The 20,282-nt window shown below is 54.0% G+C and carries 21 protein-coding genes; 13 read left to right on the plus strand and 8 right to left on the minus strand.

Annotation, left to right across the window (positions count from 1 at the left end; all coding sequences use genetic code 11):
• The 3 genes from GFC06_RS10685 to GFC06_RS10695 form a co-directional block, all read right to left on the minus strand.
• On the minus strand, positions 1 to 990 hold the full coding sequence (locus GFC06_RS10685) for an ABC transporter permease (protein ID WP_008785467.1): 990 nt from the start codon (positions 988 to 990) through the stop codon (positions 1 to 3).
• Positions 983 to 2,491 (minus strand): sugar ABC transporter ATP-binding protein, encoded by a 1,509-nt coding sequence (locus tag GFC06_RS10690; RefSeq protein ID WP_016154014.1) that lies wholly within the window; start codon positions 2,489 to 2,491, stop codon positions 983 to 985. Before GFC06_RS10690 ends, GFC06_RS10685 begins: the two co-directional genes overlap by 8 nt.
• A 103-nt stretch (positions 2,492 to 2,594) precedes the next feature.
• Positions 2,595 to 3,578 (minus strand): autoinducer 2 ABC transporter substrate-binding protein, encoded by a 984-nt coding sequence (locus tag GFC06_RS10695; RefSeq protein ID WP_003037665.1) that lies wholly within the window; start codon positions 3,576 to 3,578, stop codon positions 2,595 to 2,597.
• Positions 3,579 to 3,998: 420 nt separating this feature from the next.
• Here GFC06_RS10695 and GFC06_RS10700 point away from each other — a divergent pair, with 420 nt between their 5' ends.
• Both GFC06_RS10700 and GFC06_RS10705 read left to right on the plus strand, forming a co-directional pair.
• Positions 3,999 to 4,637 carry a DUF1007 family protein gene (locus tag GFC06_RS10700; RefSeq protein WP_019077386.1) on the plus strand — a complete coding sequence of 213 codons (639 nt, stop codon included), beginning with the start codon at positions 3,999 to 4,001 and terminating at the stop codon, positions 4,635 to 4,637.
• Complete coding sequence (locus tag GFC06_RS10705) at positions 4,628 to 5,608, plus strand: nickel/cobalt transporter (protein ID WP_153690139.1); 981 nt, start codon at positions 4,628 to 4,630, stop codon at positions 5,606 to 5,608. The genes GFC06_RS10700 and GFC06_RS10705 overlap by 10 nt, the downstream gene beginning before the upstream one ends.
• A gap of 84 nt (positions 5,609 to 5,692) precedes the next feature.
• Here the strand turns inward: GFC06_RS10705 and suhB are convergent, their stop codons facing one another.
• A complete protein-coding gene (suhB, locus tag GFC06_RS10710) occupies positions 5,693 to 6,496 on the minus strand; it encodes an inositol-1-monophosphatase (RefSeq protein ID WP_046275219.1) in 804 nt (267 codons plus the stop codon).
• 118 nt (positions 6,497 to 6,614) lie between these two features.
• Here suhB and trmJ point away from each other — a divergent pair, with 118 nt between their 5' ends.
• From trmJ to sseB, 11 genes are all read left to right on the plus strand, one after another.
• Positions 6,615 to 7,346 (plus strand): tRNA (cytosine(32)/uridine(32)-2'-O)-methyltransferase TrmJ, encoded by a 732-nt coding sequence (gene trmJ / locus GFC06_RS10715; protein WP_016157139.1) that lies wholly within the window; start codon positions 6,615 to 6,617, stop codon positions 7,344 to 7,346.
• Positions 7,347 to 7,563: 217 nt separating this feature from the next.
• Complete coding sequence (iscR, locus tag GFC06_RS10720; protein ID WP_005120405.1) at positions 7,564 to 8,055, plus strand: Fe-S cluster assembly transcriptional regulator IscR; 492 nt, start codon at positions 7,564 to 7,566, stop codon at positions 8,053 to 8,055.
• 167 nt (positions 8,056 to 8,222) lie between these two features.
• Positions 8,223 to 9,437 carry a cysteine desulfurase gene (iscS, locus tag GFC06_RS10725; RefSeq protein WP_003835233.1) on the plus strand — a complete coding sequence of 405 codons (1,215 nt, stop codon included), beginning with the start codon at positions 8,223 to 8,225 and terminating at the stop codon, positions 9,435 to 9,437.
• Positions 9,438 to 9,462: 25 nt separating this feature from the next.
• A complete protein-coding gene (gene iscU, locus GFC06_RS10730; protein WP_002913991.1) occupies positions 9,463 to 9,849 on the plus strand; it encodes a Fe-S cluster assembly scaffold IscU in 387 nt (128 codons plus the stop codon).
• A gap of 20 nt (positions 9,850 to 9,869) precedes the next feature.
• Positions 9,870 to 10,193, plus strand: a complete 324-nt coding sequence (gene iscA, locus GFC06_RS10735; RefSeq protein WP_003835203.1) for an iron-sulfur cluster assembly protein IscA — start codon at positions 9,870 to 9,872, stop codon at positions 10,191 to 10,193.
• Positions 10,194 to 10,301: 108 nt separating this feature from the next.
• On the plus strand, positions 10,302 to 10,817 hold the full coding sequence (gene hscB / locus GFC06_RS10740) for a co-chaperone HscB (protein ID WP_016154008.1): 516 nt from the start codon (positions 10,302 to 10,304) through the stop codon (positions 10,815 to 10,817).
• Between the two features lie 15 nt (positions 10,818 to 10,832).
• On the plus strand, positions 10,833 to 12,683 hold the full coding sequence (gene hscA, locus GFC06_RS10745; RefSeq protein ID WP_016157138.1) for a Fe-S protein assembly chaperone HscA: 1,851 nt from the start codon (positions 10,833 to 10,835) through the stop codon (positions 12,681 to 12,683).
• Between the two features lies 1 nt (position 12,684).
• Entirely contained in the window at positions 12,685 to 13,020 is a 336-nt protein-coding gene (gene fdx, locus GFC06_RS10750) for an ISC system 2Fe-2S type ferredoxin (RefSeq protein ID WP_003037690.1), read from the plus strand.
• A gap of 11 nt (positions 13,021 to 13,031) precedes the next feature.
• Entirely contained in the window at positions 13,032 to 13,232 is a 201-nt protein-coding gene (iscX, locus tag GFC06_RS10755) for a Fe-S cluster assembly protein IscX (protein WP_003037694.1), read from the plus strand.
• 60 nt (positions 13,233 to 13,292) lie between these two features.
• On the plus strand, positions 13,293 to 14,576 hold the full coding sequence (gene pepB, locus GFC06_RS10760) for an aminopeptidase PepB (RefSeq protein ID WP_016157137.1): 1,284 nt from the start codon (positions 13,293 to 13,295) through the stop codon (positions 14,574 to 14,576).
• Between the two features lie 70 nt (positions 14,577 to 14,646).
• A complete protein-coding gene (sseB, locus tag GFC06_RS10765; RefSeq protein ID WP_016157136.1) occupies positions 14,647 to 15,423 on the plus strand; it encodes an enhanced serine sensitivity protein SseB in 777 nt (258 codons plus the stop codon).
• Positions 15,424 to 15,441: 18 nt separating this feature from the next.
• On the opposite strand, the gene GFC06_RS10770 is transcribed toward sseB, so the two are convergent.
• The 4 genes from GFC06_RS10770 to sseA form a co-directional block, all read right to left on the minus strand.
• Positions 15,442 to 16,212, minus strand: coding sequence for a MurR/RpiR family transcriptional regulator (locus tag GFC06_RS10770; RefSeq protein WP_153690140.1), 771 nt, complete (start codon positions 16,210 to 16,212; stop codon positions 15,442 to 15,444).
• Positions 16,213 to 16,339: 127 nt separating this feature from the next.
• Positions 16,340 to 17,701, minus strand: coding sequence for a 6-phospho-alpha-glucosidase (locus tag GFC06_RS10775; RefSeq protein WP_016157134.1), 1,362 nt, complete (start codon positions 17,699 to 17,701; stop codon positions 16,340 to 16,342).
• Between the two features lie 11 nt (positions 17,702 to 17,712).
• Positions 17,713 to 19,254: a PTS transporter subunit EIIC gene (locus tag GFC06_RS10780; RefSeq protein WP_141875539.1), complete on the minus strand. Its 1,542-nt coding sequence runs from the start codon at positions 19,252 to 19,254 to the stop codon at positions 17,713 to 17,715.
• Positions 19,255 to 19,417: 163 nt separating this feature from the next.
• Positions 19,418 to 20,278, minus strand: a complete 861-nt coding sequence (gene sseA / locus GFC06_RS10785; protein ID WP_047501573.1) for a 3-mercaptopyruvate sulfurtransferase — start codon at positions 20,276 to 20,278, stop codon at positions 19,418 to 19,420.
• Positions 20,279 to 20,282 lie beyond the last annotated feature (4 nt).

Raw genomic sequence — 20,282 nt, forward strand, 5'->3', positions numbered from 1 at the left:
TCAAAGCTCCCTTGCCAGTTTGCGTTTTTCGTTCCAGGCCGTGGCGCTAATGCTGACCAGGATAATGGCGCCGCTGAACACGGTGTGCCAGTAAGAGGAGACGCTGAGCAGCGTCAGGCCATTTTGTAAGAAGGCCAGCAGGACCACGCCGAGCAGGGTTCCGGTTAATGTTCCGCGTCCGCCGCTCATGCTGGTTCCGCCGAGCACGACCGCCGCCAGCACCGTCAACTCAAAGCCGAGCAGCGAATTGGGCGCAACTGACTGGGTGATTTGCGCCTGAACCACGGCGGCAACGCCTGCCAGAATACCCATGTAGCCATACACGTAGAAATGCAGCTTCAGCAGATTCAGCCCCAGGCGCGAAGCCGCATCACGATTACCGCCCATGGCGTAAACCTGACGGCCAAGACGGGTATAGTTCATCAGCACGGCGGTAAAGATGATCACAGCCGCCAGGCACAACAGGGGCAGTGTCAAGCCGTAGTCGTAGCCATCCGCCGCGGTGAACGAGAACCAATTGATGCCGTTCATAAACCAGTCCGGAAAGCCGTACAGCCAGGTGCCTTTGGTGGCGTACACCAGCAGACCGTAGTAAACGTTCAACGTGGCGATGGTAATGATGATGGCCGGAACGCGCAGCCAGTAGACCAGGAAGCCATTAATAAGTCCAAGCAACAGGCCCACCGCAATCGCGATGATTAACGCCAGCGCGAAGTTGCCGCCGTGGCCGATAACCCAACTGGCCATCGCATACTGGGCTATCGCGGTCATCGCCGGAAATGAGATGTCGATCCCGCCGGAAATCAGTACCACAAACAGCCCGCAGGCAAGGATGCCGAGAATCGCATAGCTGGTAGCCACATCCGTCAGGTTCCCCAAAGACAAGAACTCATCGGTGCTGATGCTCAGCCCAACGGCAAGGGCCACAACCAGCAGGCCCAGCCAAAATTCATGTTGCCCGATTAAACGGGAGAGATGCATCTTATTCATTGATTACCTCGACCACTTCAGCAATCTCCTCTTCACGGCACTGATGAGGATTAAATTCCGCCACCAGCCTGCCGCGACGCATCACCAGCACGCGGTGGCTGTTGTAATACGCTTCCGGGATTTCATCGCAAATCATCAGCACCGCCATACCCTGTTCCGCCAGATCGCGGGCTATCTGGTAAATACCCTCTTTGTTGGCGATATCTACGCCTACGGTAGGGGAGTCGAGGATCAGGATGCGGGGATTAGTCGCCACCCATTTGGCAATGGCGATACGCTGGGCATTACCACCGGAAAGGGTTTTAACCGGCAGGTGTGGATCGGACACTTTGATATTCAGCTCGCGGATCAAGTCGGCGACCAGTTTTTGCGCTTTACGATGATCGAGCAGGCCGCTGCCGGTATGCAGTTGATCAAACACCGTGACGATGGTGTTGTCGTAGATCGACTGCTCCATGATCAGCCCCTGCGTCAGGCGATCTTCTGAGACGTAGCCGATCCCATGTTTGATGGCATCATGGTTATTGCGAAGAGTGACCGGCTGGCCGTTAATGCGAATCTCACCGCTTTCTGGGTGCGTCATGCCAAACAGGCTCAGACAAAGTTCGGTGCGTCCGGCGCCCAGCAGGCCCACAATGGAGACAATCTCGCCGCCGTGCAGCGACAGATTAATGTTTTGGTATTTGCCTCTGCGGCTGAGGTTGCGCAGCTCCAGCAGGGGCTCTTGCTCAATAGCGGGTCTTTCCGGCAGCGGGCTATAGTGGAAGCGTTGTCCGGTCATCAGGAAAGCCAGCTCGTGGCTGTCGAGTTCGCTGGCAGGATAAGTGCCCACCAGTTTGCCGTCGCGCATCACGCTGATGCGGTCAGCCACTTCCATCACTTCATCCAGACGGTGGCTGACAAACACTACACAAATTCCGGCAGCTTTTAGTTCGTTAACGACCCGTAGCAGGCCATTAACCTCCTGACGGGTTAGTGAGGCGGTGGGCTCGTCCATAATCACCAGACGCGCGTCGGCGGCAATCGCCCGGCAAATGGCGACCAGTTGTCGGTCGGCAATCGAGAGTTTTTCAACCTTTTTATCGGGATCGATGTTCACACCGATGCGCTTCATGGCTGCCAGCGCCTGCTGCTTCATGGCGCCACGACGTACCCAGATATCGCCACCGGGCAGATAGCGGTTGACCGCGATATTCTCCGCGACGCTAAAGTTAGGGAACAACGACAGGTCCTGATAAATAACCTGAATGCCATAATGGGAAGAGAGCTGCGGCGTCAGGTGATGGAACAATTTGCCATCGAGTAAAATCTGCGCGCCTTTTTCCGGATGATAAACTCCGGAGATCACTTTAATAATGGTACTTTTACCACAGCCGTTTTGACCCGCCAGACAGTGAACTTCGCCTTTTCTCAGCGTCAGATTCACGTTATCCAGCGCCAGCACGCCCGGGAATTGTTTGCTGATATTCTCAAGAGTGATAAATGCGGTGGTGTCTGCCATGGACAATACCCCTGCGAGCGCCCGGATGGACGCTGAGTGTTTGTTTGGTTGATAGCGCCGGCCAGACGGCCGGCGTTAAGGTTCCCTGGTGTTGGCTAAAGCCTTAGAAACCAAGTGATTGTGCGTTGTCTTTGGTGACTTCGAGGATCTTGTTAAAGCGGATCACTTTCTTCTCCGTGTCGATATCGGCTTTCCCTAAACCATCGATACTCAGGTCGGCGTTAACTTCTTTGCCCTGCAACAGCTGATCGGCAACCGTTACCAGCGCGTAACCCGCGTCTTTTGGATCCCACAGCAGCGCTTTTTTGATATCACCGCGCATCAGGTAAGGTGCAGCCTGTGCTGGCATTGCAATCCCGACAACGGCGATTTTATCTTTGGCGCGTTTTTTCTGCACAGCCTGACCCGCCCCGATTGGACCCAGCGAGCCGAAACCGATAATGCCCTTCATCTGTGGATAGGTTTTCATCAGGTCCAGCGTCGTGGCGTAGGATTTATCGATGCTTTCCGCGACCGGCAGACGTGAAGTGACCTCAAACATTTCCGGATATTTTTCTTTCTGGTACTTAATTGCATAATCCGCCCACGCGTTATGCAGCGGCACAGTTAGTGAACCGACATAGATGGCGTAACCCCCTTTGCCGCCCATGTTTTTTGCTAACTCATCGACGTTAGCCTGCGCGTATTTTTCACTATCGATGGTTTCGATATCCCATTGGCCAATTTGCTCATCCGGGGATTCGTGCGTCAGAACGACAATGCCTTTATCGCGCGCTTTTTTCAGTACTGGCTCAAGGACCTTGGCGTCATTCGGTACCACGATGATGGCGTTGACGTTTTTGGCGATCAGATCCTCAATCACTTTGACCTGCTGTGCCGGATCCGGCGTGGAAGGCCCGGTCTGGTAAGCATTCACATCCAGTTTTTTTGCTGCTTCATTAACACCGGTTTCCATCCGGTTAAACCACGGAATCCCGGTGACTTTGGCAACCACAGCAATTTCATATTTTTCCGCCGCAAAGGACGTGCCGGACAACATGCATGCAGAAACCAGGGTTGCACTGAGTAATGCGAGTTTGAATTTCATAGTTGTACCTTTCGTAGGGGGCAGGACATGTCACGGCGTGAAGTTAACAACGAATGGAAGAGGGAATGAATCACAAGTTTGGTGAATGTGATCTATGCCCATTATTGTAATTTTATGGAAAATAAACGGTTAAATATTGGTTAAATTTGCACGGAAATACACTCAGGGATTTAAATTCAGTGTTAACAAAACATTAAAATGAAACCATAAATTAACAAATTTTTATCATTTTACTTAAGTTGTGGCGACGAAAAGGTATTTGAGAGGATGTTGCTGAAGAAGAAATTGTTGAAATTGAGAACTGAATCGATACCGGAAAAGGGGGCTCAACATTTTTTCGTTCAATGGTATCCTCAGCACACTTTCGCCAAACACAGCATCATTATTTGTGGCGGTGTAGATTTTTCTCGTGGAGAACTCATGCAAGGCGTTAAACGTATCATTATGACGTTGTTTCTCGCGATCCTGTCCTTTGGCGCAGGTGCGCATCCCCACAGCTTTATCCATTTGAAAACCGAGATAGTGAGCGAGAATGACCAGTTCGTCGCGCTAAAAATGCGCTGGACGATGGATGAAATCACCTCGGCAGATCTGCTTTACGATGCGGGAAATGCCAAGCCTGGTGATGAGATCTGGAAAAAACTGGCGGCAGAAGTGATGGCCAACGTCCTCGGGCAGCACTATTTCACCGAAGTGTGGCACGACGGGAAAAAGGTAAAGTTTAAAAACAGGCCGACGGAATATGGCATGGAGCGTGAAGAACATCAGGCAGTGCTGACGTTCGTGTTGCCGCTGGCAGAAGCTCAGCCGCTGAGCGGTCAAAAATATACCATTTCAACCTTCGATCCCACCTACTACGTTGATATGAGCTATGACAAAGACAGCGATGCCTGGCTGGCGCAGGCCATAAGTCAGCAATGCCGTATTTCAGTACATACGCCGACGCCGAATGAACAAATGCTGAGCTTTGCGCAGTCGCTGGATAAAGAAGACGCACCGCCGGAGGATATGGAATTGGGTAAACAGTTTGCACAGACGGTGACGCTGCAATGTCCGTAGTTTATCAACAACGCGCCGCCAGACGCCGCTGGCTCACGCTATGGCCGCTGGCGGTGTTTTTACTGTTGGCTGCAGTCGGCATACTGTGGCTATGGCAGGCCTGGCCGCAGGTGATGATGAAGAGTGTCGTCTGGCAGCGCGACGTTAACCAGCAGATGAGCGGTTTGCTGAAAGCCGTTGCCGCCAATCCGGCCCAGGCCGGGGGATCGCTGCTGTTGTTTAGTTTTCTTTATGGTGTGCTGCATGCGTTGGGACCAGGACATGGAAAAGTCGTCATTACCACCTGGCTGGCAACGCATCCCTCGAAGCTGAGGTCGAGTATTGGCCTGACGCTGGCCTCATCTTTATTACAGGGACTGGTCGCCATCGGGCTGGTGGTTGTGGTGCTCACCATTTTGCAGTTGCCTGCACGACAGCTACATATGAGTAGTTTCTGGCTGGAGAAAGGGAGTTATGCGCTGGTTGGCGTGTTGGGCGTTTTATTGTGCGTCCGTGCGCTGAAGAAATTGCGCCAGTTGCTGCGTCGCCCGAAATTTATCGCCTTCACGCCGCACCATGTGCATCACGAGGGATGTGGCTGTGGGCATCAGCATTTGCCTGATCCTGAACAGCTGCAAAGCGGTGATGACTGGCGCGCCCGGCTGATGATCGTTTTGTCTATGGGAATGCGGCCATGCTCCGGGGCAATTATGGTTTTACTGTTTAGCAAAGTGGTTGGCGTTTTTAGCTGGGGCATGGCGTCGGCGCTGGCGATGGCGGCAGGAACCTCTTTGACCATTACGTCACTGGCTTTGCTGGTACACAGTTTCCGCTCGCTGGCGGTGAGACTTAGCGGACATAAAGCACCGGTGCTGTGGCGACAGATTGGCTGGACGACGCTGGCATTAGCCGGTGGTGCGGTGCTGATTGCTGCTGCGATAGTGATGTGGGGGAGCGCGGTGCCGATGGGGCGAGGGATTAGACCGTTTTAATCAAAGCCGGATGGCGGCTTCGCCTTATCCGGCCTGTATCAACACGTAAGCCCGGTAAGCATGACACCACCGGGCTGTACTGAATTAACGCTTCAGCGCGTCGCTCAGTTCGTCACGCATGTTAGCCAGCATGGCTTTCACTACGCGCGGATTACCTGCAACGATGTTGCCAGTCGCCATGTAGTTATGACCGCCGGTGAAGTCGCAAACCAGTGCGCCTGCTTCACGAGCAATCAGCTCACCTGCGGCGAAATCCCATGGTTTCAGACCGATTTCGAAGTAACCGTCAACACGTGCAGCGGCAACGTAAGCCAGATCCAGCGCAGCAGAACCTGTGCGGCGGAAGTCAGCGCACTCGGTAAACATCTTGCCAAGAATTTTCATGTAAGACGCGGCGTGCTGTTTCGCTTTGAACGGGAAACCGGTGGCGATGATGGTGCCGTCCAGATCGCGTGCAGTGCTGCCACGCAGACGGTAGCCGTTCAGCTGTGCGCCCTGGCCGCGGGTTGCGGTGAACAGTTCGTTACGCATTGGATCGTAAACAACGGCGACTTCAGTACGGCCTTTAATGCGTACTGCGATGGAAACCGCGAAGTGCGGCAGACGTTTTACGAAGTTGGTGGTGCCATCCAGTGGATCGATAACCCATTGAACATCCTGATCTTCACCAACATGCTCACCGCTTTCTTCGGTGATGATGGTGTGCTGTGGGTAAGATTTGCGAATTGTTTCGATAATAATCGCTTCGGCGGCTTTATCGACGTTAGTCACGAAATCATTGCTGCCTTTCTGGCTGGTTTCTACAGAGTCTGGCGTTTCGTAGTGTTTGGCAATTACATTACCCGCCTTGCGCGCTGCGCGCACGGCGATGGTCAGCATCGGATGCATCGGTCTCTCTCACTGGATGTTAAAGAACGGGAAAACGGCGCAGAGTATAGCAGCGAGTTCGGAATATGTCTTCGTTTTATGATAATATGCCCGAATAATCTTTAGCCGAAGAAATACAATGCTGCAAAATATTCGAATCGTGCTGGTGGAAACCTCTCACACTGGCAACATGGGCTCTGTGGCCCGCGCAATGAAAACCATGGGTTTAACTAATCTGTGGCTGGTAAATCCACTGGTTAAACCGGACTCCCAGGCCATCGCCCTGGCGGCAGGTGCCAGCGATGTGATCGGCAGCGCGCAGATCGTCGACACTCTCGATGAAGCGCTGGCGGGTTGCAGCCTGGTGGTGGGTACCAGCGCGCGCTCCCGTACGCTGCCGTGGCCGATGCTGGATCCGCGTGAATGCGGTTTAAAAAGCGTCTCTGAAGCAACGAACTCGCCGGTGGCGCTGGTGTTTGGACGTGAACGCGTTGGCCTGACCAACGAAGAGCTGCAGAAGTGCCATTATCACGTCGCCATTGCCGCAAACCCGGAATACAGCTCGCTCAACCTGGCGATGGCGGTGCAGGTCATCTCTTATGAAGTTCGCATGGCCTGGCTGGCAACGCAGGAAAGCGACAAGACCGCAGAATACGAAGAAGCTGAGTATCCGCTGGTCGATGATTTAGAGCGTTTTTACGGTCATCTGGAACAAACGCTGCTGTCGACCGGGTTTATCCGCGAAGGACATCCGGGGCAGGTGATGAACAAGCTGCGCCGTCTGTTCACTCGTGCGCGTCCTGAGAGCCAGGAGCTGAACATTTTGCGCGGAATTTTAGCTTCTATAGAGCAGCAGAATAAAGGCAAGTAAGCGTCTTGATGTCGGATGGCTGCACGATTTCCAGGCCGGATTAGCGAAGCGCCATCCGGTAAATGAAAATGGCACTGAAGGTTAAATACCTGACTAAATTAGTCAAGTAAATAGTTGACTGATTTAGTCGGGAATGTCAGACTTGCCCCTGCTATGCAATACCCCCATTTTACAATAAAAAACCCCGGGCAGGGGCGAGTTTGAGGCTAAGTAAGACATGAGACTGACATCAAAAGGGCGTTATGCCGTGACCGCAATGTTGGACGTTGCGCTCAACTCCGAAACGGGCCCGGTACCGTTGGCTGATATTTCTGAACGTCAGGGAATTTCCCTGTCATATCTGGAGCAGCTGTTTTCCCGTTTGCGTAAAAACGGTCTGGTTTCCAGCGTACGTGGACCAGGCGGCGGGTATCTGCTGGGTAAAGATGCCGGCAGCATCGCAGTAGGTGAAGTGATTAGCGCTGTTGACGAGTCTGTAGACGCGACCCGTTGCCAGGGCAAAGGCGGTTGTCAGGGCGGCGATAAATGCCTGACCCACGCGCTGTGGCGCGATCTGAGCGATCGTCTGACCGGTTTCCTCAACAACATTACGTTGGGCGAACTGGTGAATAATCAGGAAGTCCTGGATGTGTCTGGTCGCCAGCACACACATGACGCTCCACGCAGCACCCGCACGCAAGACGCTATCGACGTCAAACTGCGTGCCTAATAAAAATTACGCAATATCTTCTGGTTGCATCAAGGCAGCCAGAAAGATGAAGCGTAAAAAGTATTTCAGAATCAGGCCGGGGTGCCAGACGCCCCGTTAACTCGGTCGTACATCCAGCCGGTTGCCTGGTTCCTTGCATTGAAGCGATGTACGGAGTTTATAGAGCAATGAAATTACCGATCTATCTCGACTACTCCGCAACCACGCCGGTGGACCCGCGTGTTGCCGAGAAAATGATGCAGTGTCTGACCCTGGACGGAAACTTTGGTAACCCAGCTTCCCGTTCACACCGTTTCGGCTGGCAAGCTGAAGAGGCGGTAGATATCGCCCGCAATCAGATCGCTGATCTGGTCGGTGCCGATCCGCGTGAAATCGTCTTTACTTCCGGTGCGACGGAATCCGATAACCTGGCGATTAAAGGTGCAGCCAACTTTTACCAGAAAAAAGGCAAGCACATCATCACCAGCAAAACCGAACACAAAGCCGTGCTGGACACCTGCCGTCAGCTGGAGCGCGAAGGGTTTGAAGTGACCTACCTCGCCCCGCAGCGTAATGGCATTATCGACCTGAAAGAACTTGAAGCGGCAATGCGTGACGACACCATTCTGGTCTCCATCATGCACGTTAACAACGAAATCGGCGTGGTACAGGATATCGCAACCATCGGCGAAATGTGCCGTGCTCGCGGCATCATCTATCACGTTGATGCGACCCAGAGCGTGGGCAAACTGCCTATCGATCTGAGCCAACTGAAAGTTGATCTGATGTCCTTCTCCGGCCACAAAATTTATGGCCCGAAAGGTATCGGCGCGCTGTACGTTCGTCGTAAACCGCGTATTCGTATTGAAGCGCAGATGCACGGCGGCGGTCACGAGCGCGGTATGCGTTCCGGTACGCTGCCTGTGCACCAAATCGTTGGGATGGGTGAAGCTTACCGTATCGCCAAAGAAGAGATGGAAACCGAGATGGCGCGCCTGCGCAGTCTGCGTAACCGTCTGTGGAACGGCGTGAAAGATATGGAAGAGGTGTACCTCAATGGTGACCTCGAGCAGGGCGCACCGAACATTCTCAACGTCAGCTTCAACTTTGTTGAAGGCGAGTCGCTGATTATGGCGCTGAAAGACCTGGCTGTGTCCTCCGGTTCTGCATGTACCTCTGCAAGCCTGGAGCCATCCTACGTGCTGCGCGCGCTGGGGATGACCGACGAGCTGGCACATAGCTCAATTCGTTTCTCTTTAGGTCGTTTCACTACCGAAGAAGAGATTGACTACGCCATCAATCTGGTTCGCAACTCCATTGGCCGCCTGCGCGACCTTTCCCCGCTGTGGGAAATGTTCAAACAGGGCGTGGATTTGAACAGTATTGAATGGTCACATCACTAATCGGTACCGATAAGGAGAATTCATCATGGCTTACAGCGAAAAAGTAATCGATCATTACGAGAATCCACGTAACGTGGGCTCTTTTGACAACAGCGACGAGAACGTGGGCAGCGGCATGGTGGGTGCACCGGCCTGTGGCGACGTGATGAAGTTGCAGATCAAAGTCAACAATGAGGGTATCATTGAAGACGCGCGTTTCAAGACTTACGGCTGCGGTTCCGCTATTGCCTCCAGCTCTCTGGTTACCGAATGGGTAAAAGGGAAATCTCTGGACGAAGCACAGGCGATCAAAAATACCGATATCGCCGACGAGCTTGAACTGCCACCAGTGAAAATTCACTGCTCTATTCTGGCTGAAGACGCGATTAAAGCCGCGATTGCGGATTACAAAAGCAAACGTGAAGCAAAATAATTAAGAGTTGAGGTTTTATTATGTCGATTACCTTAAGCGACAGTGCAGCAGCGCGTGTAAATACCTTCCTGGCAAACCGCGGTAAAGGGTTTGGTCTGCGTCTGGGCGTGAGAACCTCCGGCTGCTCAGGTATGGCTTATGTACTGGAATTTGTTGACGAGCCGGCGGCTGAAGATACCGTGTTTGAAGACAAAGGCGTAAAAGTCGTGATCGACGGTAAGAGCCTGCAATTCCTCGACGGTACGCAGTTAGACTTCGTCAAAGAAGGTCTGAACGAAGGGTTTAAGTTCACTAACCCGAACGTGAAAGACGAATGTGGATGCGGCGAAAGCTTCCACGTGTAACGCGCTTACTGATAACCCCACCGTGGTCGCCTGCGCGTGGGGTTTGTTTTACCTGACTCTCTGGTTTTGCCTCATCGAACAACAGAGAATCGATGCCCTGAGAATGTTATGGACTACTTCACCCTCTTTGGCTTACCGGCCCGTTATCAGCTCGATACTCAGGCGCTGAGCCTACGTTTTCAGGATCTGCAACGTCAGTATCATCCTGATAAATTCGCCAGCGGTTCTCAGGCGGAACAACTTGCTGCGGTTTCGCAGTCCGCCACTATCAACCAGGCCTGGCAAACGCTGCGTCATCCTTTGATGCGCGCCGAATACTTGTTGTCTTTACACGGCTTTGATATCCGCAGCGAGCAGCACACGGTGCGCGATACCGCGTTCCTGATGGAACAGCTGGAGCTGCGCGAAGAGCTGGACGAGATTGAACAGGCAAAAGACAATCAACGGCTGGATGCGTTTATGCAACGCGTCAGCGAAATGTACAACGTTCGCCATCAACTGATGGTGGAACAGCTGGATAGCGAGACGTGGGACGCAGCGGCAGATACCGTGCGTAAGCTGCGTTTTCTCGATAAACTGCGAAGCAGTGCAGAACAACTCGAAGAAAAACTGCTCGATTTTTAATTTCCGGAAGCGAAAATGGCCTTATTACAAATTAGTGAGCCTGGTCTGAGCGCCGCGCCGCACCAGCGTCGTCTGGCGGTCGGTATCGATTTAGGCACCACCAACTCCCTGGTTGCGACCGTACGCAGCGGCCAGGCCGAAACGCTGGCAGATCATGAAGGTCGCCACCTGTTGCCGTCAGTGGTTCACTATCAGCAGCAGGGCTACTCGGTCGGTTACGATGCCCGCGCCAATGCTGCGCTGGATACGGCAAACACCGTCAGCTCGGTAAAACGCATGATGGGCCGCTCCCTGGCGGATATCCAGGCGCGTTACCCGCATCTGCCTTATTCATTCCAGGCGAGCGAAAACGGCCTGCCGATGATTGAAACCGCTGCCGGTTTGCTTAATCCGGTGCGCGTATCCGCTGACATTCTGAAAGCGCTGGCCGCGCGGGCAACCGAATCGTTGTCCGGCGAACTGGATGGCGTAGTGATCACCGTTCCGGCTTACTTTGACGATGCACAGCGTCAGGGGACGAAAGACGCCGCGCGTCTGGCGGGCCTGCACGTATTGCGTCTGCTGAACGAACCGACCGCTGCGGCGATCGCTTATGGCCTGGATTCCGGTCAGGAAGGCGTGATCGCGGTCTATGACCTTGGCGGCGGTACTTTTGATATTTCTATTCTGCGCCTGAGTCGCGGCGTGTTTGAAGTGCTGGCGACCGGCGGTGATTCCGCGCTCGGCGGCGACGATTTTGACCATCTGCTGGCCGATTACATTCGCGAGCAGGCGGGCGTTGCCGATCGCAGCGATAACCGCGTACAGCGCGAACTGCTGGATGCCGCGATTGCAGCGAAAATCGCACTCAGCGACGCCGATTCTGTGACGGTTAACGTGGCGGGATGGCAGGGTGAAATCACCCGTGAAACCTTTAATGAACTCATTTCCGCACTGGTTAAACGTACGCTGCTGGCCTGCCGCCGTGCGCTGAAAGATGCGGGCGTTGAGCCGCAGGATGTGCTGGAAGTGGTAATGGTCGGTGGTTCAACGCGCGTGCCGCTGGTACGTGAACGCGTCGGTGAATTCTTTGGCCGTACGCCGCTGACCTCTATCGACCCGGACAAAGTGGTCGCTATCGGTGCGGCAATCCAGGCGGATATTCTGGTCGGGAATAAACCGGACAGCGAAATGCTGCTGCTGGACGTTATCCCGCTGTCTCTGGGACTGGAAACCATGGGCGGTCTGGTGGAGAAAGTGATCCCGCGTAACACCACTATCCCGGTGGCGCGCGCGCAGGACTTCACCACGTTTAAAGATGGCCAAACCGCGATGTCCATTCACGTGATGCAAGGCGAGCGTGAGCTGGTGCAGGACTGTCGTTCACTGGCGCGTTTTGCGCTGCGCGGTATCCCGGCGTTGCCGGCAGGCGGCGCGCATATCCGCGTGACCTTCCAGGTCGATGCTGATGGGCTGCTGAGCGTCACCGCTATGGAGAAATCCACCGGCGTTGAGTCCTCGATTCAGGTCAAACCGTCCTACGGTCTGACCGACAGTGAAATCGCCTCCATGATTCAGGATTCGATGAGTTTTGCCGAGCAGGACGTTAAAGCTCGTATGCTGGCAGAACAGAAAGTCGAAGCGGCACGCGTACTGGAGAGTTTATCCGGTGCGCTGAACGCTGATGCCGCGCTGTTAAGCGCCGCAGAACGTCAGGCTATCGACACCGCCGCCGCGCACTTGAGCGAGGTAGCACAGGGTGACGATGTTGACGCGATAGAACAAGCCATTAAAAACGTAGACAAACAAACCCAGGAATTCGCCGCTCGCCGTATGGACAAATCCGTCCGTAGCGCGCTGAAAGGCCATTCCGTGGACGAGGTTTAATATGCCAAAGATTGTTATTTTGCCTCATCAGGATCTCTGTCCCGATGGCGCAGTTCTGGAAGCTGAGACCGGCGAAACCATTCTCGACGTTGCCCTGCGTAACGGTATCGAGATTGAACACGCCTGTGAAAAATCCTGTGCCTGCACGACCTGCCACTGCATCGTACGTGAAGGTTTTGATTCTTTGCCGGAAAGCACAGAAGAAGAAGACGACATGCTGGATAAAGCCTGGGGACTGGAGCCGGAGAGCCGTTTAAGCTGTCAGGCACGGGTAACCGAGGACGATTTAGTGGTCGAAATCCCACGTTACACAATCAATCATGCACGTGAGCATTAACAGAGGGTAGTATGGGACTGAAGTGGACCGATAGCCGCGAAATCGGCGAGGCGCTGTACGACGCGTTCCCCGATCTCGATCCCAAGACCGTTCGTTTCACCGATCTGCACCAATGGATCTGTGACCTGGAAGAGTTCGATGATGATCCACAGGCATCGAACGAAAAAATCCTTGAGGCCATTTTACTGGTCTGGCTGGACGAAGCCGAATAAGTCAACGGGCTGCCCACGGGTGGCCCGTTTTCCTGTATGCGCGAAATAAGGATAAATAAAATGACAGAAGCCATGAAAATTACGCTTTCCACGCAACCCGCTGACGCTCGCTGGGGTGAAAAGGCGACATACAGCATTAATAATGACGGTATTACCCTGCACCTGAACGGAAAAGATGATCTCAGCCTTATCCAGCGCGCCGCGCGTAAAATTGACGGCCTGGGTATTAAACATGTCCAACTGGATGGTGAAGGCTGGGATACCGAACGTAGCTGGGCGTTCTGGCAGGGTTACAAAGGACCAAAAGGCACCCGCAAAGTTGAGTGGGCCGCTCTGGACGAGGCGCAGCGCAAAGAGCTGGATAACCGTCTGAAGATTATTGACTGGGTGCGCGATACCATTAACGCACCTGCAGAAGAGCTGGGCCCGGAACAGCTGGCGCAACGCGCGGTAGATCTGCTGTGTGGCGTGGCCTGCGACAACGTCTCGTACCGTATCACCAAAGGTGAAGATCTGCGCGAGCAGAACTACATGGGGCTGCATACCGTAGGTCGAGGCTCTGAACGCCCGCCGGTGCTGCTGGCGCTGGATTACAACCCGACTGGCGACAAAGAAGCTCCAGTTTATGCCTGCCTGGTTGGCAAGGGAATTACCTTTGACTCCGGCGGATACAGCATCAAGCAAAGCGCATTTATGGACTCAATGAAGTCCGATATGGGCGGTGCGGCAACGGTCACCGGCGCGCTGGCGTTTGCCATCACCCGTGGCCTGAACAAGCGTGTGAAGTTGTATCTGTGCTGCGCGGATAACCTGATCAGCGGCAACGCCTTTAAGCTTGGCGATATCATTCACTATCGCAACGGTAAAAAAGTTGAAGTGATGAATACCGATGCTGAAGGGCGTCTGGTGTTGGCCGATGGCTTAATCGACGCCAGCGCGCAAAAACCGGAACTGATCATTGATGCCGCCACGCTGACCGGCGCGGCGAAAACCGCACTGGGCAACGATTACCACGCGCTGTTTAGCTTTGATGACCAACTGGCCGCGCGTTTGTTGGCAAGTGCGGCGCAAGAAAACGAGCCGTTCTGGCGTTTGCCGTTGGCAGAGTTCCACCGTAGCCAACTGCCGTCAAATTTTGCTGAGCTGAATAATACCGGCAGTGCGGCCTACCCAGCGGGTGCAAGCACCGCGGCGGGCTTCCTGTCCCATTTCGTGGAAAATTACCAGCAAGGCTGGCTGCACATCGATTGCTCTGCAACCTATCGCAAAGCGCCGGTTGAGCAGTGGTCTGCGGGCGCAACCGGTCTGGGTGTGCGCACCATCGCGAATCTGCTGACCGCATAATTCACGACTGTATTGCCGGATGGCGCTACGCTTATCCGGCTTACATGTATTCATCCAATTTGTGATACTTATGTCCGAAACAAAAAATGAATTAGAAACGTTGCTGGAGCAAGCAGCGACAGAGCCTGCGCATCGTCCGGCATTTTTCCGTACTTTACTGGAATCCACCGTCTGGGTGCCGGGAACTGCCGCAGAAGGCGAGGCGGTGGTAGAAGACAGCGCCCTCGACCTTCAACACTGGGAAAAAGAAGACGGCACGACCGTGATCCCGTTCTTCACCTCCCTGGAAGCCCTGCAACAGGCGGTTGAAGATGAGCAAGCATTTGTCGTTATGCCGGTGCGTACGCTATTTGAAATGACGCTTGGCGAAACGCTCTTTCTCAACGCTAAACTGCCGACCGGCAAAGAGTTTATGCCGCGTGAAATCAGCCTGCTGATGGGGGAAGAGGGTAATCCGCTAAGCACCCAGGAAGTACTGGAAGGTGGTGAATCGCTGATCCTTTCTGAAGTCGCCGAACCTCCGGCGCAGATGATTGACTCACTGACCACGCTGTTTAAAACCATTAAGCCGGTAAAACGCGCATTTCTCTGTTCAATCAAAGAAAGTGCGGAAGCCCAGCCGAATCTGCTGATTGGTATTGAAGCTGAAGGTGATATTGAAGAGATCATCCATGCTGCGGGAAGCGTCGCGACCGATACGTTGCCGGGTGATGAACCCATTGATATCTGCCAGGTGAAGAAAGGTGAGAAGGGCGTGAGTCACTTTATCACTGAGCACATCGCACCGTTCTACGAACGCCGCTGGGGCGGTTTCCTGCGCGACTTCAAACAGAACCGGATTATCTGAGGCATTCGGGGTGAGCGCTCACCCCGTTGCTTCCAGCAGCAACAAATCCATGAGTAGCACCAGATTCGATTCAAAAGAGGTCACTCCGGCGGCCTCAGCGGCAAAGTGTACCGCTTCGTCATATAGCGCAAAGTGCAAATCCGCCATGCCCGCCAGCGAATTGGCCGACGCACGGGTAAAGGCCACAATCGTCATGCCAACGTTTTGCGCAATCCTGACTTTATCAATAACCTGTTCCGTTTCGCCGCTGCGTGACACCGCGACGAATACCTGATAGCGGGCGGCATTACTGAGAAAGATGTTCCGGCTGTCACCTGGCCCGGAAATAAAAGCGGTCTTACCGAGAACCTGCAATTTTTTGGTCAGATACTCCGCAAACAGATAGGAAAATCCGGCGCCATACAGAAAGAAACTCTCCTTTTGCCGTAATAAATCAACAAAATGGCGACGTTTTTCCTGGGTATTCCATTGAAAAGTAAGCTGATAGTTGGCGATGAAACGGCTAAGCATCGCCGGTAACTCGCCGCTGTCCGCGGTCTGCGCTGCGATGTGCGGCGTATCGGAGAGCAGCTGTTTGCAGTGCCATATAAACTCGCTGAAACCGCTGAAGCCCAGTTTCTGACACAAGCGCATAATGGTGGCGGTGGAAACAAAAGTCGCCTGGGCCAGCTCACGTACCGTGATGTTACCTACCAGCAGCGGATGCTGTGTCAGGTGCGCCAGCACACGGTACTCTGCGCGGGTAAGCGGTTCTCCGCGCGTCAGCAGAGAGGCAAGCCGGTTGTCCATGATCAGGCCGGTTTCACTTGCCGGGCAGGAAGGGAGAAATATGGGATAGTCATTGGGCCTCCGTTTTCATCAATTCGCGGAATTGTCGGTGTTTTCATCCACACCGACAAGTCTTCCGCACCAGACTTTAGCGCAATTCCCCCTCCTGCCAGGCTTTTTTCAGCGCTGGCCAGTAGTCCCGGTTAGCCTCGATCATCTCATCAAGGAGGGTTTTGGCATGTACCATGGTTGGCACCGTCCGGTTCAGCGTGAAAGCCTGTAGTGCCTTCTCGTAGCTGCCTTCAATGGCGGCCTCAACCAGCAGTTGCTCTGAGGCCAGCTGTTGCATCAGCAGCGTCTGGTGAAACAACGGTACTGCCCCCATGCGAACCGGTTCAGCTCCCTGTGAAGTGATGTACGCAGGTACTTCGACCATCGCGTCATAGGGCAGATTGGCAATCGCGCCTCTGTTTTCAACAATCACCAGGTGACGCTGGCGTAAATCAAAAGCCAGGCTACAGGCGACATCAACGATAAACGCGCCGTGAACTCCGACGTGAAACGCATCGGGCAAAATCCCCGTGCTCTGGTATTCCTGAGCCGCGGCGAATAATTTCTTCTCACGCCCCTCCATCACTTCGTTGGCCCGGGTGTGGTCTGGATCCTGATGGGCCACGATCTGTTCCGACATCAGGTAATACTGTAAATACGGATTCGGCAGATATTCCGGGAAGTTGTCCATGATCGGCTTGATGTTACGCCATGTTTTGACCCATGAAGGATCGGCATGCTGCGGATCCGTTTGTGCGGCATCTTCTGTCAGCAGGCCGAATTTAGCGATATGCCGCCGTAACGCCGGGAGCTGGTCTTCGCCATCAACCCGCACGCGGGTAAACCAGCCAAAGTGGTTAAGGCCGAAGTAGTCCACCTCCAGCTTATGACGGTCAACGCCCAGAATCGCACCCATGTTACGCATTGCAGCGACCGGCATATCACAAATATTGAGAACCCGCGCGTTCGGGCGTAAGCGACGTACCCCCTCTGCCACAATCGCCGCCGGATTGGCGTAATTGACAATCCACGCCGCTTTATCGGCAAAACGTTCGACCAGATCGATTAGCTCCACCATCGGCAGAATGGTGCGTAGCCCGTAGGCTAAACCACCGGGGCCGCAGGTCTCCTGGCCGACGACGCCGTGTTTTAACGGGATTTTTTCGTCCAGCTCGCGCATTTTGTACTGGCCTACGCGCATCTGCGAGAAAATAAAATGCGCCCCGCGAAAGGCCGTTTGCGCATCGCGGGTTACGGTAAATTTAATTGACTGGCTGTGATCGCGGATCACTTTTTCAACCACCGGTGCAATGGTGCTTTGACGTGCTTCGTCAATGTCATACAGACGAATTTCAGCCAGCGGAAAATCGGCAAGACGCACCATCAGACTTTTGACAATCCCGGGCGTATAAGTGCTTCCACCGCCAGCAATGGATAAAATAAAAGGGGGGGTAAACATGATTGGCTCCTTCAGAGAAACGCCTCTACGGCTTCTCGCATTTTCTTAACGTGCAGTCCGTAGACCACCTGAACGTTATTACCTTGTTTAATGACGCCTTTCGCGCCGGTCGCTTTGAGCTGCGGCTCGTTGATGATGGCGATATCTTTCACGGTGACGCGCAGACGGGTGTAACAGTTATCAACCACTTCAATATTGGCGCGACCGCCCAGCCCGGCAATAATGGCTTCGCCAGAATCATCGCGGCCTTTTGCCTGATAATCTTTTTTGCTGTACAAACGTGTCTCCCGCGCGTCCTCCTCACGACCTGGCGTTTTCATATCGAAATAGCGGATAAGAAAGCGAAAGATGACGAAGTAGAGAACGAACATCATCATCCCGACCGCGATGTACATTGGCCAGTTAGCCTTTTCGATGCCCAGCGGCAGGTTGTAGAGAATGAAGTCAATGACGCCGTTGGCGCCGATGGCGTGAACATCCAGCAGAGAAAACAGCATCATGCCGATGCCGGTCAGCACCGCGTGTACCACAAACAGCAGCGGAGCGACAAACAGGAAGGAAAACTCAATGGGCTCGGTGACGCCGACCAGTAATGAGGTCAGCGCGGCGGGGAGCAGAATGGCCTTCGCGGCAGCCCTGCGCTGTGGCGTGGCCGTCATATACATAGCCAGCGCGGCGGCAGGCAGGCCAAACATTTTACTGATGCCGCGAGCGTCCCACACCACCGTATTGCTGAGCTGTGCCACTGTCGGACAGGCCATCTCGGCGAAATAGATGTTGCGCGCCCCCTGATACACATTACCGCAAACCTCGGCAGTGCCGCCCAGTTCGGTATACAGAAACGGCGTGTAAACCAGGTGGTGTAGTCCGGTCGGCACCAGAATGCGTTCAAGAAAACCGTAAATAGCGACGCCGTAAGGTCCAGCGTCTTTAATGGTCAACGCCATGGTACTGATGCCATGCTGACCGAAAGGCCACAGTTCGCTCATCGCTACGCCGAGAAGCATTGAGGTGGGCAGAATAATGATGGCGACGAAACAGTGGCCTGAGTAAATCGCCATCGCGCCGCTGAACTGCACGCCGGAATAGCGGTTATAGAGATAACCTGCCACGACGCCCAGCAAAATCCCGGCAAAAACGCCCATCTCCAGCACCTGCACGCCAAGCACCATACTCTGACCCGCACCGCGCATCTGATCCGTCGCAACCAGATCGCCGCGTAGCTGAAGCGTGACGTTCATCGCGTTGATAAAAACAATAAAAGCGACAAGACCTGTCAAGGCCGCATAACCTTTATCACGGGTGGCAAGGCCAATGGGAATACCGACGGCGAAAACCAGCGCCAGGTTTGCCAGTACAGATACGGCGGATTTCGCAATTAACTGACCACTGTTTTGTAAAATGGGATGAGCGAGAAAAGGCAAATATTGCGCAAGATTGCCATTGCTAAGGACGTTACCGAAGGCAATGAATAAGCCCACGATCGGGAGAATGAGCACCGGACCATAGAGCGATTTGCCAAAATTTTGTAGGGCATTGACAGCTCTTTTCATCATGTTCTCTCTTATATGAACCGCACATCAGAGTGCGAAAACAGGACAAAGTTAGCAGCGTCAAAGGGGAGAATTCTAGCTATCTGTTTGTTTTAAAAACAAATGACGCATAACGTTACATGTAACGTTATGCGTTGTGAGCGGGGTAACAGCAGGGGGAGGGTTAAGCAGAGGGATTATGGGCGGCCGGTTCTACCGGTAAATCGTTACGCGCGCCCCATTCGCTCCATGCACCGTCATACAATGCGACGTTAGAAACGCCCAGTGTGGCAAGCGCCAGCACAACCACCGCCGCCGTGACGCCTGAGCCGCAGCTGGCGATAATGGGGCGGTCAAAGCTTACGCCGTGGCTGAAGAAAATAGCATCCAGTTCGTCGGTAGTTTTCAGTTCACCGTCACGAACCAGCTCTGTCCACGGTACGTTAAGCGCACCAGGCACATGGCCACGCTTGAGGCCCGGACGCGGCTCGTCAACTTCGGCATTAAAACGCGCAGCCGGTCGGGCATCGACGATCTGCGCTGTTTTTTCATGACTGGCCAGCAGTACGTCGGTAACGCGCACAACCGCTTCAGGCGTAAATGCCACGTTAAATTCACCTTCCGGTAAATCCTCATTTCCTTCTTTGAGCATTAGCTCATCGCGCTGCCAGCCAGCCAGACCGCCCGCCAGAATGGAGACATTCTCGACACCAAATGTCCGCAGCATCCACCATGCGCGCGGCGCGGAAAACAGGTTGCCATCATCGTAGACAACCAGGTGTTTATCCTGATGAACGCCCAATTCGCGCATCGCTACGGCAAAGGCTTCCGGTCGCGGCATCATATGCGGTAGCGGTGACGTATGGTCGGAAAGCGCTTCAATATCAAAAAAGACTGCGCCAGGAATATGGCCCGCGCGATACTCCTCGCCAACATCGCGATCTTCCTGTCCTGGAGGTGCCATCCGGGCATCAAGAATTTGTATTTCCGGGTCGTCAATGTGTTCGGCAAGCCAGTCGGCAGCGACAAAAAAGGCGGTGGTCATAGGC

The sequence above is a fragment of the Citrobacter braakii genome, assembly GCF_009648935.1.
GTDB lineage: Bacteria > Pseudomonadota > Gammaproteobacteria > Enterobacterales > Enterobacteriaceae > Citrobacter > Citrobacter braakii.

What these genes read in the sequence shown, in the direction of transcription:
- GFC06_RS10685 (WP_008785467.1), bottom strand. Translation starts at nt 990, where the DNA reads ATGAATAAGATGCATCTCTCCCGTTTAATCGGGCAACATGAATTTTGG.
- GFC06_RS10690 (WP_016154014.1), bottom strand. Translation starts at nt 2,491, where the DNA reads ATGGCAGACACCACCGCATTTATCACTCTTGAGAATATCAGCAAACAA.
- GFC06_RS10695 (WP_003037665.1), bottom strand. Translation starts at nt 3,578, where the DNA reads ATGAAATTCAAACTCGCATTACTCAGTGCAACCCTGGTTTCTGCATGC.
- GFC06_RS10700 (WP_019077386.1), top strand. Translation starts at nt 3,999, where the DNA reads ATGCAAGGCGTTAAACGTATCATTATGACGTTGTTTCTCGCGATCCTG.
- GFC06_RS10705 (WP_153690139.1), top strand. Translation starts at nt 4,628, where the DNA reads ATGTCCGTAGTTTATCAACAACGCGCCGCCAGACGCCGCTGGCTCACG.
- suhB (WP_046275219.1), bottom strand. Translation starts at nt 6,496, where the DNA reads ATGCATCCGATGCTGACCATCGCCGTGCGCGCAGCGCGCAAGGCGGGT.
- trmJ (WP_016157139.1), top strand. Translation starts at nt 6,615, where the DNA reads ATGCTGCAAAATATTCGAATCGTGCTGGTGGAAACCTCTCACACTGGC.
- iscR (WP_005120405.1), top strand. Translation starts at nt 7,564, where the DNA reads ATGAGACTGACATCAAAAGGGCGTTATGCCGTGACCGCAATGTTGGAC.
- iscS (WP_003835233.1), top strand. Translation starts at nt 8,223, where the DNA reads ATGAAATTACCGATCTATCTCGACTACTCCGCAACCACGCCGGTGGAC.
- iscU (WP_002913991.1), top strand. Translation starts at nt 9,463, where the DNA reads ATGGCTTACAGCGAAAAAGTAATCGATCATTACGAGAATCCACGTAAC.
- iscA (WP_003835203.1), top strand. Translation starts at nt 9,870, where the DNA reads ATGTCGATTACCTTAAGCGACAGTGCAGCAGCGCGTGTAAATACCTTC.
- hscB (WP_016154008.1), top strand. Translation starts at nt 10,302, where the DNA reads ATGGACTACTTCACCCTCTTTGGCTTACCGGCCCGTTATCAGCTCGAT.
- hscA (WP_016157138.1), top strand. Translation starts at nt 10,833, where the DNA reads ATGGCCTTATTACAAATTAGTGAGCCTGGTCTGAGCGCCGCGCCGCAC.
- fdx (WP_003037690.1), top strand. Translation starts at nt 12,685, where the DNA reads ATGCCAAAGATTGTTATTTTGCCTCATCAGGATCTCTGTCCCGATGGC.
- iscX (WP_003037694.1), top strand. Translation starts at nt 13,032, where the DNA reads ATGGGACTGAAGTGGACCGATAGCCGCGAAATCGGCGAGGCGCTGTAC.
- pepB (WP_016157137.1), top strand. Translation starts at nt 13,293, where the DNA reads ATGACAGAAGCCATGAAAATTACGCTTTCCACGCAACCCGCTGACGCT.
- sseB (WP_016157136.1), top strand. Translation starts at nt 14,647, where the DNA reads ATGTCCGAAACAAAAAATGAATTAGAAACGTTGCTGGAGCAAGCAGCG.
- GFC06_RS10770 (WP_153690140.1), bottom strand. Translation starts at nt 16,212, where the DNA reads ATGGACAACCGGCTTGCCTCTCTGCTGACGCGCGGAGAACCGCTTACC.
- GFC06_RS10775 (WP_016157134.1), bottom strand. Translation starts at nt 17,701, where the DNA reads ATGTTTACCCCCCCTTTTATTTTATCCATTGCTGGCGGTGGAAGCACT.
- GFC06_RS10780 (WP_141875539.1), bottom strand. Translation starts at nt 19,254, where the DNA reads ATGAAAAGAGCTGTCAATGCCCTACAAAATTTTGGCAAATCGCTCTAT.
- sseA (WP_047501573.1), bottom strand. Translation starts at nt 20,278, where the DNA reads ATGACCACCGCCTTTTTTGTCGCTGCCGACTGGCTTGCCGAACACATT.